Source organism: Dyadobacter linearis, assembly GCF_907165045.1.
Classification (GTDB): Bacteria; Bacteroidota; Bacteroidia; order Cytophagales; family Spirosomataceae; genus Dyadobacter; species Dyadobacter linearis.
On the sequence record NZ_CAJRAU010000001.1, the window covers coordinates 384783 to 401917 of the forward strand.

Sequence of the window (17135 nt, forward strand, 5' to 3'; positions counted from 1 at the left end):
GCATCGCATTAGCGACTACCAGGGAAACGAGGTACGTCAAAACGAGTGAGATTATCCGGTGTGAATCTTCAAACAATTACACCACATTTTACCTCACGGGCGGCGATTCGCTGCTCGTTTGCAAACCTATTTATTTATACGACGAGCTACTGAAACGTTACGGTTTTATCCGCTGTCACCAGTCTCATTTAGTCAATAAAGCGGCTATCAGAAGCTGGAAAAAGGAATTCGGTGATTTTCTTTTGCTCTCCGACGGTGCCGAAGTCCCCATATCGAGGAGTAAACGGGATGAGCTCAAAAGCATTTTACAGGGTTAGTATCTCCACAAATCCGTCTGTCCCGTTCACCCGGATGCGCTGGCCGTCTTTGATCAATTTAGTAGCATTCTCTACCCCAACTATGGCAGGCAAGCCGTACTCCCTTGCGATCACCGCGCCGTGGGTCATCAGCCCGCCCACTTCGGTCACCAGCCCCTTTACGGAAACAAATAAGGGAGTCCAGCTGGGATCGGTAAATGTGGTCACTAAGATATCCCCGTCCTCGATTTGTGAGTCTTGCATCTGCAAAATCACACGTGCGCGGCCTTCAATGGTCCCGGAAGAAACCGCCAGACCAGCGATCGCCCCGGGAGGAAGGTTTTCTCGGCGATAAGTCCCGGTAATGATCTCACCGTCAGAAGTAATAACCCGCGGCGGGCTCAGCTTTTCATGCGTTTTAAAATCCTCTTTGCGACGATTGATCAGTTCTAAATCTATTGCTCTTTTGACCACAACCTCGCGCAATTCCTCGAAAGTGAGGTAGTAAACATCTTCTATATCCCGGATCAAAGCAGCTGACCGGAGTTTTTCTGCCTCTTTTAAAATTGCTTTTTTGTAAACAAAATAGCGATTCACCAGCCCATATTTGGGATATTCACGGTAACCGGAAAAATCCCGGATCAGGCCGATCATCCGCTTCGTTTCCGCTGCTTTTTGCTCGCCGCCCGGCAATAGTTCCAGCCGCGACAGTAATTCCTGTTCTTTACTCAATGCTTGCTGCCGCCCCTGCTCAAATTTTCGTTTGCTGGCACCCGATTCAGTGTTTCTGATATTATTCAGGATCAGCGGAACCAGGATAGCAGGATGCTCCGACCAGCGGGACTTTGTAATATCAATTTCCCCCGCGCACCGCATTCCATATTTTTCGAGGTAGACCTCAATTGCTGCCAGCGTCTCATTTCCGCCTTCCAGCCGTGCCAGCTCTTCGGTCAGATTTTCAATTTTTGCATGCTGAAAAAAAGTAAGCACTTCGGGATATTGCCGCGCTACATCAGCCACATCCAGCAGCTCCATGCCCATTTCGGAGGTGATATTGTTCGGTACCGACTGTGAAAGCGTATCGGCCGCATTCTTTTCGCCCAGCCAGTCCATCATTTTTTCATTGACCCACGAAACTGCATTCATACCAATTGTAATCGCCTCGATGTTCTTCTGGCCGAACAACTGTTGCTTCAGTTCAATAAGATCTTCCAATAAGAAGACAAAAAGGTCTGCTCCCGATTTAGACTGAATATCGCGTTTCAGCTTATATACCGACGCCCGGTTTTCCTTGATCAGGTCGGTTACAAGATTAGCAGGAACACCCTGCGGCACGATCTGCTCTGTAAAATGCGAGGCTGGCACGTCAGATTCGTCGGACAACGGTGCCAGAAAATCACCTCGGGCAATGAGACTCAGAAGTGCGTCTTTGATCAGCGGATCGGATTTTCCAAGGTTATTAATTACGCCACTTCGCCCCGCACTCGTACCCAGCATATTCGTAATATCAACAAACAACCTTCCGCCGGCATGGCGCATCGGCGCGCGCGTTGTCAACATAAAAAATGACAGACCCAGCGGCTTCATCGCATCGGTCATCATTTGCTGGTGGCCGACAGACACATACACCCGGTTTCCAGAATCGCTGGCCTGTGGTACGGGAAACAAAGTAGTGACCGGGCGGCTTTGCAGTATATAAAATGCATTGTCGGCCAAACACCATTCAATATCCTGCGGCCGGCCAAAATGTGCCTCAATCTTCCGTCCCAGACTGGCCAGTTCCAAAACCTGCGCGTCAGAAAGCGACGGCGCACTTTGCTTTTCTCCGGGCAGCTCCCGCTCCTCAGTACCTCCTTCCGGCACAGCAAAAATGCCGCACTTTTTTATAGAGATATTTGTCTCAAATAGCTTTCCCGCCCTGATCTTGAAATTATCTGCATTCACAATTCCTGAAACCAGCGCCTCCCCCAGCCCAAAGCTGGCATCAATACTGACAACCTTTCTGTTTCCATTCACCGGGTCAGCTGTGAACATGATTCCCGCCACATCGGGCAGGATCATTTTTTGGATGATCACAGATAAAGACACTTCCCTGTGATCAAATCCATTTTGCAACCGGTACACCACTGCCCGGTCAGTGAAGAGTGACGCCCAGCATTTGCTGATATGTTCCAAAATTGCCGTTTTACCGCTGATATTCAGATAGGTATCCTGCTGGCCGGCGAAGGAAGCTGTTGGGAGATCCTCAGCCGTGGCACTGGAACGCACGGCGTATGAACCTGTCGCGCCAAGCTTTTCAATGCGACTTACTATCTCATTCTCAATGCTTTCCGGAACAGGAATTGATTCAATTACCTCTCTGATCTGTGCGGCAGCTTCACTGATTTCTTTTCTGTCTTCCGCTTTGAGATCAGCCAGCTGGTCAAGTAGCGTATGTAAGGTCTCGTTTTTTCCTAAAATCTCCTGATAAGCCCTGGTAGTAATGCAAAAACCGTCGGGCACCAGCAGTCCGCTTAATCGCGACAATTCGCCCAGATTTACACCCTTTCCACCAACTGCCTGAATCTGGTTTTTATTAATATTCGGAAAACCAATAATATAAGAGTTTACATCAGCCATTTTGCTTCGCTCTACGATTTTTTACCTTGAATCCGCGTTGTCGTTTCTTCCATCAAGCCGATCGTTTTCGACAGATAACTTTCAATCACCTGCCGCTCCTCTTCCGAAAAGGAGGCAATCAGTTTTTCAGTCCTGGCCCGAAATTCTTCATAGGGCGGCACGAGGAGTTCCATGATCTTTTCGGTATTAGGCACGATATGCACTTTCCGGCGATCTTCCGGGGCAAACTGTCGCTTCACAAGTTCTTTCTTTTCAAGCCTGTCGATCAGCCCGGTCACTGCCCCTGTGGTCAGGCCGGTGAGTTGCGAAAGTTCTCCCGCCGTCATCTGCCCTTTTTCCATCAAAAATCCCAAATATTTGTGGTCGGTTCCCGGCAGTCCCGCATTGCGCGCCACAGCCTCATGCATCTGAATCGAGGTGTAAGCATATTGCTGCCCGAGTTTCCTCAAATGTCTGATCTCTTCCTGTGTCATAATATCTTTCTCAATAAATATCTTAGTAACAAAGATAATATCCTTTAAATAAGAACTGCAAGATGTAGGGTGAAATAAATTGATTACTAACGTTTTGTATTAAATTTCACATAAGCTGAAAGCAAGATGAATGCAAACAAAATGTTATGGGAGAAAGGTGATTTCACGCGGTTGGCGGAGACCATGCGGGAAAGTGGTGCTGCTTTGGTAGCAAAACTGGGGATCACGCCAGGTTTAAATGTGCTCGATCTCGGCTGCGGTGACGGCACTACGGCGCTGCCGGCGGCCAGGCTCGGTGCAAATGTCCAGGGCGTTGATATTGCGAGTAACCTTGTGGCTGCGGGCAATGCGCGCGTCCAGGCGGAAGGACTGACGAACATTACATTTCGCGAGGGCGACGCGATCGATCTGCACGATATTGCCGATGAAACATTTGATCTGGTTGTGAGCGTTTTTGGAGCGATGTTTGCGCCGAAGCCGTTTGACGTAGCCAGAGAAATGTTTCGCGTGACCCGCGACGGCGGCAGGATCGTAATGGGCAACTGGATCCCGGGCGACCCGACATTGGTGGCGCAGATCCTGAAAGTAAGCTCGGCCTACACGCCTGCGCCGCCGGAGGGTTTTATCAGTCCGATGCTCTGGGGTGTGGAAGACAGTGTGAAAGAACGTTTTGTAGCAGCGGGCGCATTGGAAGAGAATATCTCGTTTTCGCGCGAAACCTTCACATTCGAAGCCCCGTATTCAGCCGCCACATTCCTCGATACTTTCAGAAATTATTACGGACCGACCATGAATGCTTTCGAAGCAGCCCAGAAAAACGGTACGGAAGCTGATCTGAAACGCGAACTGGAAGTGTTATTTGAAAGCCACAATCAAAGCACTGATAAAAACAAAACCTCTATTCCGGCGACCTTCCTGAAAGTGACTGTTTTGCGGTGATTGTAGCGATCGATTGTATCTAGTGATTTGATATCGCTGCTGTTTGATTACCTAACAAAAAAGAGGGTGTTTCTGGCACCCTCCTTTTTCAACAAACTCACGAAATCCATAAGCTTACCAGGCATGCACAAATTCTCCAATGAATTCATTGCGCTTACCAATCCCCAACCAATTATCACAGCTCTTTTAATTTTTCTAATGCGTTATTATTCCTGGGATTCAACTGCAATGATCTTTTGTACGCAACCTTCGCTTCTTCTTTTTTATTCAGCAATAATAAACATTCCCCATAGCTATCGAAAGTATTAAATCCATCGGGGTATAATTCTGTGTTTAGCTTAAATATCTTCAATGCATCTTGCGGTGTATTAATAAATTTGTAAGCAAAACTATTAATTGCTTCTTCACTCACATCGTAACTAGCAGTGTTACCTTTATCCTTCTCGGCAATGATAAGTTCCAGGGTTTTGTCTAATGACTTTTCTTGCGAATAAAACTGCATGACAGACATCAGGTTCATTTTGCGCTCTTTGATCTTTTGCTCAGCAAGTGTTTCTACAAAATAATACTTTCTCTGCGTATCGGTAATTTGAGTCGAATCAATTCTGTATCGCTCAAACTTTGCATTTTGTCCCATCTTTACGAACTGAGTTCCGTAGATCTGCGGGAGCCCTTTCCGCATTAAATCCCGATCAATAGCCGCCGCAAGCAGCCACCTATTTACCGTAGAGTCCAGAGCAATAGACTTTTTCATCAATTTGACAGCCATTCCTGATGCAGTAGTATCACGCCCATGTTGAAATATCATAGCGCTATGGTAATAATCCTTTCCCGTAATAATCTTCCCCGAATCTAATAGTTCGTACACCCTTTTCGCCCTGACACTATCATTTCTGTTAAGCAAGACCCAATCGATGTTTTGTACTTTCCTTGCACTCTGATCTTCCTCATACATCTTTCTGATTTCAGCATTATCTTTTGTTTGGGCAAAAGCTGAGAAACTGGTTGTCAAAAACATTAGTAGTAACAAATGTCGTTTTTTCTTCATGGTTAGCTTGTGTTTGTTTTAAATCCAGCTATTTAACGGATGGTTGCAATATCCCTAAGTCTGATTTAGCTATGTCTTCTGACTAGACTATTACTTTCCTTCTCCTTTTTCCCTGGTATGGTTTTTACAGATTCGCTATACAATCAACATGATTTTATAATGGCAAAAATAACGAATTTCGAAGACTGGCTTGCGGGCGTTAATCCGCATGGCGATGAAGATATATACGATCTGTATAATTCAGTGAGCAACTTTGAAGGCTCGGGCAGATATTACACGTCGAAAGAAGTGAAGAATGATGGATACGAGTATTTCGTGAAGGCGGACGGATTTGAAGACGAACTGCACCTGGATTCAGACGAAACCAAATTTGCATTCCTAAATCACGTCAAGACGACTTATACGGACGCTTCGGAAAATGACATTGATAAATGGTACGAGATGAAGAAAGAACTCGGACGCACAGATTAGTAAAAAGCGCCTGGCCGTTATTGGCCAGGCGCTTTTTTTACTTGCTTTCAAATTTGAAACTCTCAATAACTGCCACTTCTCCCTGCACTCCTTTTGCAAGAACCCCGGCGCGCAATGCCCGGTCCCACGGTGGCAGAAAAGTAATATCCGGCGCTGCAATCTTCAATGCAGTGAACTCAGAACCCTTAATGCTGTAAGAGAAACTGATATCTGTATTGTTTTTAACGTTCATTTTCAGAAACAGTTGCTTCCCTTTTCCTTTGACAGGAAACTTTCCAAGGCTGCTTCTGGCGCCATCTTTTACGAGCGTAATATGGATACTATCCTGCTTTGCAGCCGCATAGATCAGGTTTTTATCGTCGCCGACCAAAGCCACACCAGCCAGCGCACTTTTCGAAGGTAAGGTTTCCACAGTGGCTTCATAATTCGGACCATCGATTTTCCTCGCTATATACAATTCCCGGTCGTCTTTGATCTGCAATCCTATTCTACCGTTTTTCAATTCAAAATCTGGCTTGTTGAATACAGACCAGTTCCATTGCAAATCCAGTTTTCCCTTGTCAAAAGTATCTGTAACCGTATACTGCTTTGGCAGGTTTGTTGGCGTGAGGTACTCGTCGGTGAAGCGGAGCCAGTTGTCGGATGTGAACTCGAAGCCGCGTACCAGCGCCTGGCGGCCCGTGTATTTGTTGGAAGAACGATCGTAGGCGTGGTACATAAAGTAGTTTTTTCCGTTGTAAGTAACGGCGGTTCCGTGTCCCGGACACATCCAGTCACCCTGGCCAGCCAGGATTGGATTTCCTGAATATTTCTCCCAAGGCCCCATCAAACTTTTCGAGCGTGCAATGCCGGTCGCATAAGTACAGCCCGGCCCGCAGCAGCCTGCCGCCGCATAAATCGAGTAGAAGTAACCATTGTTTTTAATCACCGAAACACCTTCTACCAGATTAGCTTCCCAGGGTGTATCATTTCTGAAAAGCTCCTTTTTCTCGCCGATCAGCGCAGTTCTTTCTTCATTTATTTCCTGTATCCAGATCGGAGTGGGCTTATTTACACTGTTTCCGTCTTCCTTCCAGATCAGGTGCAGCTTGTTATTTTCATCACGGATCGGAAACCCGTCAATCGAGCCTACCTCCTGACAAACCAGCGGGCCGTGGTCTTTAAACGGACCTTCGGGCGAATCGGCGCTGGCTACACCTACGCAGAGATTACCGCCTTTTTTGTGGGCCGTGTAGTACACGTAAACTTTCCCATTATCATAGTTCAGCTCGGGTGCCCAATAGTAAAAATCTGCCCAGGATGTGAGGTCAGGAAAAATAGAACCGGTTTGCTCCCAATTTTTCAGGTCTTTTGATTTAAAAACAGGAAAACCGGGCGCCCAGTTGGAACTCGTTCCGGCGGCGTAATAGGTATCTCCCACCTGGATCACCGACGGGTCTGCAAAATCGCCGCGGATAACTGCCTGCTGCGCAGCTACAATATGTACCAATGCCAGCAGCAGCACACTAATGCTCAATCTTTTCATAAATAACTTTTGACGTGAATGCTTTTTTCAGGGTCTAAATATAAGCAAATCCCTATTCGCCCGAGGGAACGGGAATAGCCCGGCCGGTAGAAATGGGCTCGCCGAAGCTAGGCAAACCGTCCGCTGTCCATGTGAATTTCTGCATGCGTACATTCCTGGAATCGTCGCAGCCTTCCCCGGCGGCAGAGTTGGCGTGGTAAATCACCCAGTCTTCTTTTCCGTCTTTTGACTTGAAAAAACCATTATGCCCTACTCCGTATGCATTCGCCGACGCAAGTCCTGTGAATACCGGCGTTGAGATCTTTGTCCAGTTTTTGGCGTCCATCGGATCGCTTCCCGTTTTCAGGCTCAATAACCCCAGCGAGTAACTATCATTCCCACAATAACTTCCCGAAAAAGCCAGGAACACCTGTCCGGCCGTATTTTTCAGGATTTCCGGGCCTTCGTTCACAGGAAATCCACGCTTCTCCCAATCGTACTGCGGCGCAGAGATCTGCACGGTCGGGCCGGTGAGAGTGAATGGGTTAGTCATTCGTGAGATATACAGGTTCTGGGTTAAATCGGTCGGGCCTCCCGCAAAAGGCCGCCCCGACCAGATCAGGAACAGACTGCTATCCTGCTGAAAAATAGTCGCATCGATCGACCAGAGATCTGCTGGCTGCGTAGTGAGTTTTCCTTTGTCTGTCCAGGTACCCTGCGTGGGATCCGCATTTTCATTTTCCAATACCCACATCCTGTGCTCGCGGTCGTTTCCGTCGGAGCCTGTGTAGTAGATATACCATTTACCATTCACAAAAAACAGCTCCGGCGCCCAGATATCCCGGGAATTGCCGCCAGAAGCCGGCGCATTGAAAACTGTTACCGGCGCCGCATCCTTTAACCGGCTCATTTTCCCCGTTTTCCAGATCTGGATCCTGTTACCGAGCGTGTGCATGTAGTAATAGGTCGAATCTTTCTGGACAACCCACGGGTCGGGCGCGGAATTCAGTAAGGGATTTGTAAATGTGATCGCCTGTTGTTCACCACCGGGAGCCGGTGCCTGCTTCTCCTTTTTACAGGAAGCACTGACGAACACAAATGAAATACACCAGATAAGAGCGGGTCTCAACAAAGTTTTATAGCGCATAAAAAGCGTTTAGATTCAACTGACTAATTTAAGGTATTTGGCTCAGTAACCCGGATTCTGCGTCAGGTTGGGGTTAAGGTCGATATCTGATTGCGGAATAGGATACCACTCATTTCTTCCTTTTACGAAGTTGGTAAACTCCGGATCGCGCACAGCCAGCTCCGGTCCCAGCTCGCCCCAGCGCTGCAAATCTGCAAATCGCCAGCCTTCGCCGGTAAGCTCGGTAATACGTTCGTGCTTGATCTGCGACAGGAATGCCGCCTGCGACAGGCCGGGCCGCGTAACCGTGAGCGGCCGTAAACCGGCACGCACACGCACCATATCCACATAAGGGTACGCCTGTGCCGTTTGCCCGATCGCATTCAGCGCCTCCGCGTACATGAGCAGAATATCCGCATAACGTAACAACCTGTGGTTATTGGGCGAGCGGAAACCTTCCTCGGTCCTGCCCGCTTCATTGTCATTCAATTGTTTTCTAAACCACACCGCACTGCTTTCACCGCCAGATGTACCATAGCGGGAAGCGAAAGTCTGGCCATAAACCATCGTAAACTGCGGCCCGCGGACGTCGGTGGAATCAAATAGCAGCGTAGCTGCAAGTCTGGGATCGCGAATGCCAAGTGCCGTATTTTCTTTTTCAAATTCATTAACCAGCCACCGGCGCGCACCACCGTCAGAAAAACCTACTCCGCGAGGAGCATAAAACTGGGCGATCGAAGTGCCGGTGTTATTGATCCTTGTTTCGTCCACATCGTCGTCGGTATTCTCATTTGGGTTAAACCGGAACTGTATCTCGAATACAGATTCACTGTTATTTTCGGTGGAGGCTTTGAAATTGTCCTGGTAGTTGGCGGTCAATGTATACAAACCTTTTCCTTCGCCCGTAATAAACCACGCGAGGGTATTGGCAGCTTCCTGGTGTTTGTTTTGTTGCAAATACGTTTTCCCAAGCAGGCCCAACGCTGCTCCGCGTGTCGCACGGCCCAGATCGTCGCCAGTATAACTCAGAGGCAATGCAGGTGCGGCTTCCGACAGGTCTTTTTCCACCTGAGCCCAGGCTTCTGCATTGGTCGCATTTGCAGGCCGGTCGGTAGGTTCGGAAGGTTCCAGCATGAGCGGTGGCCGACCATAGTACAGAGCCAGATTGAAATAGAACAGTCCGCGGAGAAACTTCGCCTCGCCGATAATGCGGTTTTTCAAAGCCTCATCCATTTCAATACCAGGCACATAAGCCAATACCTGATTTGCGCGGAATACACCGATAAACAGGTTTTGCCAAGTTCCGGCAGTGAGCCCCTCGTTGTAATTGGTCTGGTTGAAACTCATGATATTGTTCAGCGTAATATCACCGCCGGAGCCGTAACCTTCGTCTGAACGGAGCATTCCGTGGTAGAACAAAAAGCGGGAATACAGTGTAGCAGAACGGTGGAAAGTACTGTAAACCGCATTGATACCCTTAATCGCGTCCGTCTCGCTTTTCCAGAAGGAAGCGATAGTGGGATTATTTGGATTAGGCTGATCGAAATCGCGGTCGCAGGCAGTGGTGACCAGCAAAATGAGTGAGGCAAGCAAAAATATCTTTTTCATGTCGATGTCTTTTGAGATAAAAATCGGGTGGTCAGAAACCCAGGTTGAGGCCGAAAGAAATGATGCGTGCAGACGGATACCCGCCCAGGTCGACGCCCGGTTCCAGGTTGAAATTAGCCCCTACCACATCCGGATCCAGTCCCGTGTATTTGGTAAAAGTTAGCAGGTTCTGCGCGCTCACATATACTCTCGCATTACTTACAGACAGCTTTTCGATCACACTTTGCGGGATAGCATAAGCCAGCTCCACATTTCTCAATCTCAGGTAAGAACCGTTTTCCAGCCAGCGATCTGTGTTTCCGCGGACATTTGAAACAATACCCCTGTCTGCACTCGCCGGGTCGCCCGCTGCGCCGGTAGAATACGAAACGCCAAGTCTTGGGAAGTCGGTGTTCGTATTTTCCGGCGTCCACGGATTAATGCCGCGGCGGTAGTTGGAGTAACCCATTCCGTCAATATCCCTCCTTACATCATTATATATTTTTTGACCAAATGCACCGTAAAACTGCACATTCAGCGACAGGCCCGACCAGGTTCCGTTCAGGATCAGCCCGGAGGTAAACTTCGGCCACGGACTGCCGGCAAAAGTGCGGTCGCGGTCATTGATATCGTCATTTGTTCCCTGATCGATCCGGTTTACATAGCGGACATCGCCGGGTTTCGCATAAGCCGCCTGCGCTTTGTGCGCCTGAACCTCTTCGTTATTCTGAAAAAGTCCGTCGGTTTCAATCAAGTAGTATTCCCCGATCGAGCGGCCGACCTGCGAGCGTGTATTGCCCGACTGAATATAATTCCGCGGCTCGCCCGTTTCTTCATCAACACCGAGGTTACCAAGTTCAAGTACCTTGTTGCGGATAATGCTGAAATTCGGTGCTACACTCCAGGTGAATGGGCCGGAAGTTTGCCGGTACGCAAAATCAAGCTCGATCCCTTTGTTTTCAATAGAACCGATATTCACCAGCGGATCGCCCTGCAAGTTACCGATGTAAGCCGGCAGCGGAAGAGATAGCAAAACGTCTTTGGCAACAGAGCGGAATGCATCGACGGTAATTGCCAGCTTGTTATTGAACAAAACAAGATCTGCGCCGAGGTTGGTAGTCGCTTTTTGTTCCCATTTAATATCCTCATAAACAAGTCTGGCCTGCGTTGCACCCGGGAACTCCGTTTGACCGGAACCAAAAACCGCCCGCGGCGCCTGGTTTAAGAAACCTGTAAATTGATAATTGCTCAGGTTCGCGGAGCCCAATACGCCGTAAGATCCCCTCAGTTTCAGCTCGGAAACGATATCCGATTTGAAAAACTCCTCATTACTGATCTTCCAGGAAGCAGCCGCCGAAGGAAAATAGCCGGTGCGATGTGCAGGTGAAAAGCGGGAATCCTTGTCCGCGCGGAAGGTGAATGTCAGGTAATATTTTTCAGCATAATTATAATTCAGGCGGCCCAATGCAGAATTGATGAGCGTTTGGGAGCGGGTACCGGTTGATGTCATGCCGCCGCTGGCCGAGTTGATCGTCGTGAAGTATTCGCCGCCGTAAAAGCCAAGCTGCAAGCGCCGTCCGCCCACATCGTCTGTGCGGATCGTTTGCTGCGTATAGCCTACTACCCCATTCAGGGTGTGTTTATTAAAGTTAAAATTGAAATTCAGGGTATGCTCAAACAAATAGCTCAGGAACTGCGCGCGCGTTTCGCCAATGCTGCTGAACTCCGGCGACTGGTTCCAGTACCAAAGTCCATCCTTCCGCAGGTTATTGGTTTTATCAAAACTCGTTTCCAAACCTGCATTGAAGCGATAGGTCAGGTTTTTCAAAATCTTGTAGTCGACATACGCATTTCCCAAAACCTTGAAAAAATTGTAGGAAGTCTTCGTAATATCATTGATCGCCACCTGGTTTCTCGAAAATGAACGCGCATTGAAAGAACCGAAACCATAGCCGCCGGGATTAGAAGTGCTTACCAGATCAGGACTTTGAACCGGAATAATTGGAAGGCTGGTCCACATATCGTACCATGCATTTCCCTCGGCAAAACCACCCTGGAAAGGCGTGTTCCGTGTGGTATTGGAAATCATCAGATTTTCTCCGAAAGTAAATTTATTACGCGTGGCCTCCGTATTGATCCGCGCAGAAGCCCGTTCAAAATTCCGGGCTTTCAGAATGCCCTCATCGGCAAAATAGGAGCCGGAGATCAGGTACTTGCTATCTTTTCCTCCGCCCGACAAACTCACATTATAGTCCTGAATACTACCCGTTTGCAGCAGTTCGTCTGCCCAGTTAGTATTCACATTCCCGTTGTAATTAGCCACGCCGGGCTGTAAAGCATAACCAGCATTCTGATAGGCGCGGGTATTGGTCGCGATATATTCCTGCGCATTCATCATATCCCAGCGTTTGGGAAGTGAGGAAATACCCACGCGGGCCGATGCATCCACTTTCAGCGCACCTTCCTTTCCTTTTTTAGTAGTGATAATAATAACCCCATTAGCCGCGCGCGAACCGTAAATAGCTGCCGCAGAAGCATCTTTCAAAACCTGAATCGTTTCAACATCATTCGGGTTAACCGTCGTATTCGCGTCAGCGAGCATACCGTCGATCACGTAAAGAGGGCTGGCATTGCCAAACAGCGTACTTAACCCGCGGATATTGACCACCGCTTCCTGTCCCGGCGCGCCTCCGTTCCGGACTGCCACGCCCGGCGTCATACCCTGCAAAGCTTCGGGCACGGAGCGGGCAATACGTTTATTCGCATTTTGTGCGTCGATAATGCCGGTAGCCCCCGTGAGGTCCGCCCGCCGCACCGACTGGTAGCCGATCACCACAAATTCTTCCAGGTTTTGTGCGTCTTCGTTCAGCTGGATCGTGTACGTAGTTTGGTCGGTGACGGGTACTTCGGAAGTAAGATAACCGATAAATGAAACCCGCAAAGTCTGGCCGTTTGTAGCTGCAATCGAGAATTTACCGTCGGCATCGGCAATAGTTGCAGTATTCGTGCCGGCGATGAGGACAGTCGCACCAGGCAGCGCCTCTCCCGTAGCAGTTTGCACAACGCCGGAAACCTGCCCGGCCTGCGCGAAAGCGGTGTTGATACTAATAAAAAAGAGGATTACAACCTGGATCAGGGTATATGAATTACGCATAGCAGATGGGTTGATGAATTGATAGAAAATGAGGAATAAATCCCATAAAAATTATGCCATCAGATCAGCTTGATCCCGCTTTTGCGCATCAGCTCGCTTGCATTGAAATCAAGGCACAGACCCTCGGTGAGCTTATAATCGAAAAACATTTCCCTGCCTGTGACCCGGCTGTTAAAACTGTAATTACGAACGGGAAGATATTCGCTCGTAGCCCTGGCCAGTTCCAGATCGTGCGTGGAAACAATGCCGGAAGCGTGCAGCTCGCTCAGTTGCCGGATCAGCGAAATACCGCCTTTGTACCGGTCCTGCGAATTGGTGCCTTTAAACATTTCATCCAGCAGAAAGAAAACAGGCGCGCCGCTTTCCGCCAGTTTCAGTAATTGCTCAACCCGCAGCAGCTCTGCATAAAAAGACGAAACGCCTTCTTCCAGATTATCCTGCGTGCGCATGCTTGTAAATAACCTGACCGGAGATACGTTTCCGCTTGTCATACAGCAAGGCGCTCCCATGAAGGCTAAAACAAGATTAACCCCAATTGTCCGCAGGAATGTACTTTTCCCCGCCATATTCGATCCGGTGATCATCATGATAGACCCGTCGCCCGCGAGCTCGAAATCGTTACAAACGCGCTTTTCAGAATGGAGCAGCGGGTGACCAAGCTGTGTAAAACGAAGCTGATCAGATTCGTCGCTGATTTCGGGAAAGGTATAGGCAGGATTGGAGCAGGCAAATCCGCTCAGACTGGCGACAGCTTCAAACTCACTCACCGCCGCAACCCAGCTTCCCAGGTTCTCCTTGTTCCTGGTTTTCCAGTTTTCAGTGAGCAAAATCCAGTAGATATCCAGTAAAAAGAATTGATTCAGAATCGTATAGAATGCATTTCCGCCAATCGGGCCTTTGCTGCCGCGCTGCATGAAAACTTCCAGTATCCGCTTTAATTTTCTGATCTCCGCCGCCGCAGAATAGTGGCTGTTTTGAAATACCGCCTGCAAATCTTGCAGCATTCGAGTAGTGAATGTTTCCGATTCTATTTTATTTATCAGCGCTTCGTAGCCTGCTAAAACAGGTACATTCTGGGCCAGACGGTCGATGATTTCCTGAGAAGTTGCTTTTAAACGCTTTAATACCAAACCATTAATAGTCAGACTAACCAGCAGCGGAATCAGATAGTATATGGAAAACGGTTCGAGGTTACGCAGCACCTGGACGAGATGCAAGGCAAAGAAGCCAAGCGACGCCAGCGACGCAACACCCAACACAATACCAGCAACGAGATATTGCGTACGCAGGGGCAGTAGCTTGACCGGCTCCGCATTCCATTTCAGCAGACCGTCATAACTGGTTTTCGGGTTAATAAAAGGCATTCCGGCGGCTTGCAAGTCCTGTCGCCAGTCCATTTTCGGCGCCAGCTCCTGTACTGCCTGCTGTCGCATGAGTATTGTTTGCTTCGAAGCAGGCTCAGCCAGCCACTCCGCCAGCCGGATCTGTCCCGCTTCTGTCGTAGTCCTGTTCAGAAGTTGGAAGAGGGAATGTGTACCGAAAATATCGACGTCGGCGATATAGGGATGTTCCCTTTTGATGAAAGCCTGTCCGGAAGGAAAATCGGCGAGCTTATTTTCCAGGCGGCTGATTTCCTGCGCGTTGATCTGTTGCAGAAGTGTTACGTGCCGTTGTTCCCGAGCTGCCAGATTGTACCTTTTTACTGCCAGTCCAAACGCAAACACCGATGCCGGAACGACAAAAACAAGCAGCGAAGCAAGGCGGTTACTGGCAATGACCAGAATGCAGCAGATCGCACCAACGAATACGATCAGCCGGACGAGGGAAAGGCTGCTCAGCAATTTGGAATCGTGGTCAACCTTTACCTGGTTTTCTGCGACCCTGCGGCGATACACTTCTATCATTTTAAAAAGGATTGATATATAAAATTCCAATATATATCATATCTCTTTTGAAAACCTGTTTTAACCTACTTTTCTGGTTTTACTCTGCAAAATCGGGGTTGTTGGGTACGAGTCCTAAACTGCCCAGAAAATCCATACAAGCCGCTTTTACTTTATAGTTGCGGCTTTTGGATTCATCGGAGAAACGGTTTTCTGCTTTCTGTACCTTCCTGATCGTTTCGATAAACGGATCTTTATCAGCCACATAAAGCAGGTAGTTAATACTCATCAACGCCAGCTCAGCATTATCGGAATTAACTGATTTATTCAAATTCGCAGCAGCAGTCTCATTTTTGAAAACTTCATAGCCAATCGCCGCACAAGTGATCGAAACAGGTTGATATTCGTCCCCCATTCCTGCTATTATTTCCTTTCCGAAGGGTTTCAAAACTGTCGCATTTTGTGAGCGAAGGCCCAATGCAGCCCAGTACCGCACTATTTTATTAGTATTGGTCAAAAGTTTAACCTGCTGTGCCGCAATAGCTTTTCCCCGCGTTCCCGACAGCGCAGCCGCCGCGAATATCTCCTTCATCGGATAATTCTGATCGGACAACCGATATTCATACGCATTTCCTTTTCCGGAGATCAGCGCGATTTCGTATTCAGGTAAAAACATGACATCGCGCGATTTGAGTAGCGAGGCGCTCAGTTGCTTTCTCATTTTTTCTGCCACCGCCTTCGCTTTTGGATCGTTGATAAGGTTTTTGGTTTCCCAGGGATCGTTTTTAAGGTCGAATAAAAACTCGGCCGGGCGGTCGGCGAAGAGGCTGCTTTGCAAATTGTCCAGCTTTTTTTCGGCAAGATCTTTTCGCATTTGCTGCTTCATTTCAGAGATTTCCATGTACCGGATGTACCTCGCCTCGGGCATAAACGGCATGAAGTTACGGGAGTACATATACCTGCCGTCGGTCACGCTGCGCACCATATCGATCCCATTGTCCGAGCGATCGGAAGAGAGTACGAGGTGGTCGGTTTGAGGCGAGCGGCCGGGACCTGTCAGTTTCCTGCCTTTCATGTACGCGGGAATTTCGCCCCCGGCCAGACTGATCAATGTCGGCGCCAGATCTGCAAAATCAATCAGTTCATCTGTAACCACGCCACCTTCGCCCCAAGGAGAAAGGTGCTTGTACATCGGCGGGAACCAGATCACGAAAGGCACCCTGTAACCCAGGTCGATCCCATTCGTTTTACCCCGCGGAATGCCCTCGCCGTGATCGCCGAAAAAGAAGATAATGGTGCTGTCGCGGAGGTGATCGTCGTCGAGGCGTTTCAGCAGTTTGGCGATTTTATTATCTGTGAGTTTGAGTGAATTGTATACCCGCGCCACCTGCTTCCGCATTTCAGGACTATCGCGGTAGATCGGCGGCATTTCGAAAGCATTCTCTGAGATTCGCTCGTTTTCCGGCAATTCATCCAAAACATTCTTCACGTATTTGGGATAAGCGTCGGTCATTGTCCGCGACTGGTGCGAATCGTTATAATTGAAAACTGAGAAAAATGGCTGCCCGGGTTTCCGGTTCCACCAGCCGGCTTTGCCCGAACTCTCGTTCCACGCATCGGCTATGAACTGCTTCTCATTGAGCACATTATAATCTGTTTTCGCATTATTAGAAGTGTGGTAGCCGGCCTGTTGCAGGTAATGCGGAAATCCATGCATACCGGCCGGCAACGCGTAGTTGCTGCGATGATTTCCCGTGCCCGTTTCGTAAGTTTTGACACCTGTAATCAGCGCCGTGCGACTCGGTGAACACACGGTCCCCGTAGAAAAAGCATTGGTAAAACGCACTCCTTCCTTTGCCAGCTGATCGATTGCCGGCGTGCGGGCGTCCTTATTTCCATAACATCCGATGAACTTTGGAGAAGTATCCTCAATCGTGATCCAGAGAATATTAGGTTTGTTCCGGGCAAATGCAATATCCCCAAAAACGACGAGCGAACAGATCAGGAGCAGTTTTTTCGGTAGCATGGCAAAAAA

The 17135-nt window shown here is 48.7% G+C and carries 12 protein-coding genes; 3 read left to right on the forward strand and 9 right to left on the reverse strand.

The genetic code is table 11. From position 1 onward, the window contains the following. Positions 1–2 precede the first annotated feature (2 nt). On the forward strand, positions 3–317 hold the full coding sequence (locus KOD92_RS27370) for a LytR/AlgR family response regulator transcription factor (protein WP_255567379.1): 315 nt from the start codon (positions 3–5) through the stop codon (positions 315–317). On the opposite strand, the gene ppsA is transcribed toward KOD92_RS27370, so the two are convergent. Beyond that, the gene (gene ppsA, locus KOD92_RS01400) at positions 306–2915 is read right to left on the reverse strand and encodes a phosphoenolpyruvate synthase (RefSeq protein WP_215231733.1); all 2610 of its coding nucleotides are present in this window, start codon (positions 2913–2915) and stop codon (positions 306–308) included. The genes KOD92_RS27370 and ppsA overlap by 12 nt on opposite strands. Before the next feature lie 11 nt (positions 2916–2926). Further along, positions 2927–3388, reverse strand: coding sequence for a MarR family winged helix-turn-helix transcriptional regulator (locus KOD92_RS01405; RefSeq protein WP_215231734.1), 462 nt, complete (start codon positions 3386–3388; stop codon positions 2927–2929). Positions 3389–3514: 126 nt separating this feature from the next. Between KOD92_RS01405 and KOD92_RS01410 the strand changes: the two genes are divergently transcribed. After that, complete coding sequence (locus KOD92_RS01410; protein WP_215231735.1) at positions 3515–4327, forward strand: class I SAM-dependent methyltransferase; 813 nt, start codon at positions 3515–3517, stop codon at positions 4325–4327. Positions 4328–4502: 175 nt separating this feature from the next. Here KOD92_RS01410 and KOD92_RS01415 read toward each other — a convergent pair whose 3' ends face one another. Beyond that, positions 4503–5375, reverse strand: a complete 873-nt coding sequence (locus KOD92_RS01415; protein WP_215231736.1) for a tetratricopeptide repeat protein — start codon at positions 5373–5375, stop codon at positions 4503–4505. Between the two features lie 159 nt (positions 5376–5534). Between KOD92_RS01415 and KOD92_RS01420 the strand changes: the two genes are divergently transcribed. After that, positions 5535–5846, forward strand: a complete 312-nt coding sequence (locus KOD92_RS01420) for a hypothetical protein (protein ID WP_215231737.1) — start codon at positions 5535–5537, stop codon at positions 5844–5846. Positions 5847–5883: 37 nt separating this feature from the next. On the opposite strand, the gene KOD92_RS01425 is transcribed toward KOD92_RS01420, so the two are convergent. The 6 genes from KOD92_RS01425 to KOD92_RS01450 form a co-directional block, all read right to left on the reverse strand. Beyond that, on the reverse strand, positions 5884–7371 hold the full coding sequence (locus KOD92_RS01425) for a family 43 glycosylhydrolase (protein WP_215231738.1): 1488 nt from the start codon (positions 7369–7371) through the stop codon (positions 5884–5886). A gap of 52 nt (positions 7372–7423) precedes the next feature. After that, the gene (locus tag KOD92_RS01430; RefSeq protein ID WP_215231739.1) at positions 7424–8497 is read right to left on the reverse strand and encodes a glycoside hydrolase family 43 protein; all 1074 of its coding nucleotides are present in this window, start codon (positions 8495–8497) and stop codon (positions 7424–7426) included. Positions 8498–8539: 42 nt separating this feature from the next. After that, positions 8540–10084 (reverse strand): RagB/SusD family nutrient uptake outer membrane protein, encoded by a 1545-nt coding sequence (locus tag KOD92_RS01435; RefSeq protein WP_215231740.1) that lies wholly within the window; start codon positions 10082–10084, stop codon positions 8540–8542. A 31-nt stretch (positions 10085–10115) separates the two neighbouring features. Continuing rightward, positions 10116–13217: a SusC/RagA family TonB-linked outer membrane protein gene (locus KOD92_RS01440; protein WP_215231741.1), complete on the reverse strand. Its 3102-nt coding sequence runs from the start codon at positions 13215–13217 to the stop codon at positions 10116–10118. Positions 13218–13276: 59 nt separating this feature from the next. Beyond that, complete coding sequence (locus KOD92_RS01445; protein WP_215231742.1) at positions 13277–15121, reverse strand: MutS-related protein; 1845 nt, start codon at positions 15119–15121, stop codon at positions 13277–13279. Positions 15122–15200: 79 nt separating this feature from the next. Beyond that, complete coding sequence (locus tag KOD92_RS01450) at positions 15201–17126, reverse strand: sulfatase family protein (protein ID WP_215231743.1); 1926 nt, start codon at positions 17124–17126, stop codon at positions 15201–15203. Positions 17127–17135: the final 9 nt, after the last annotated feature.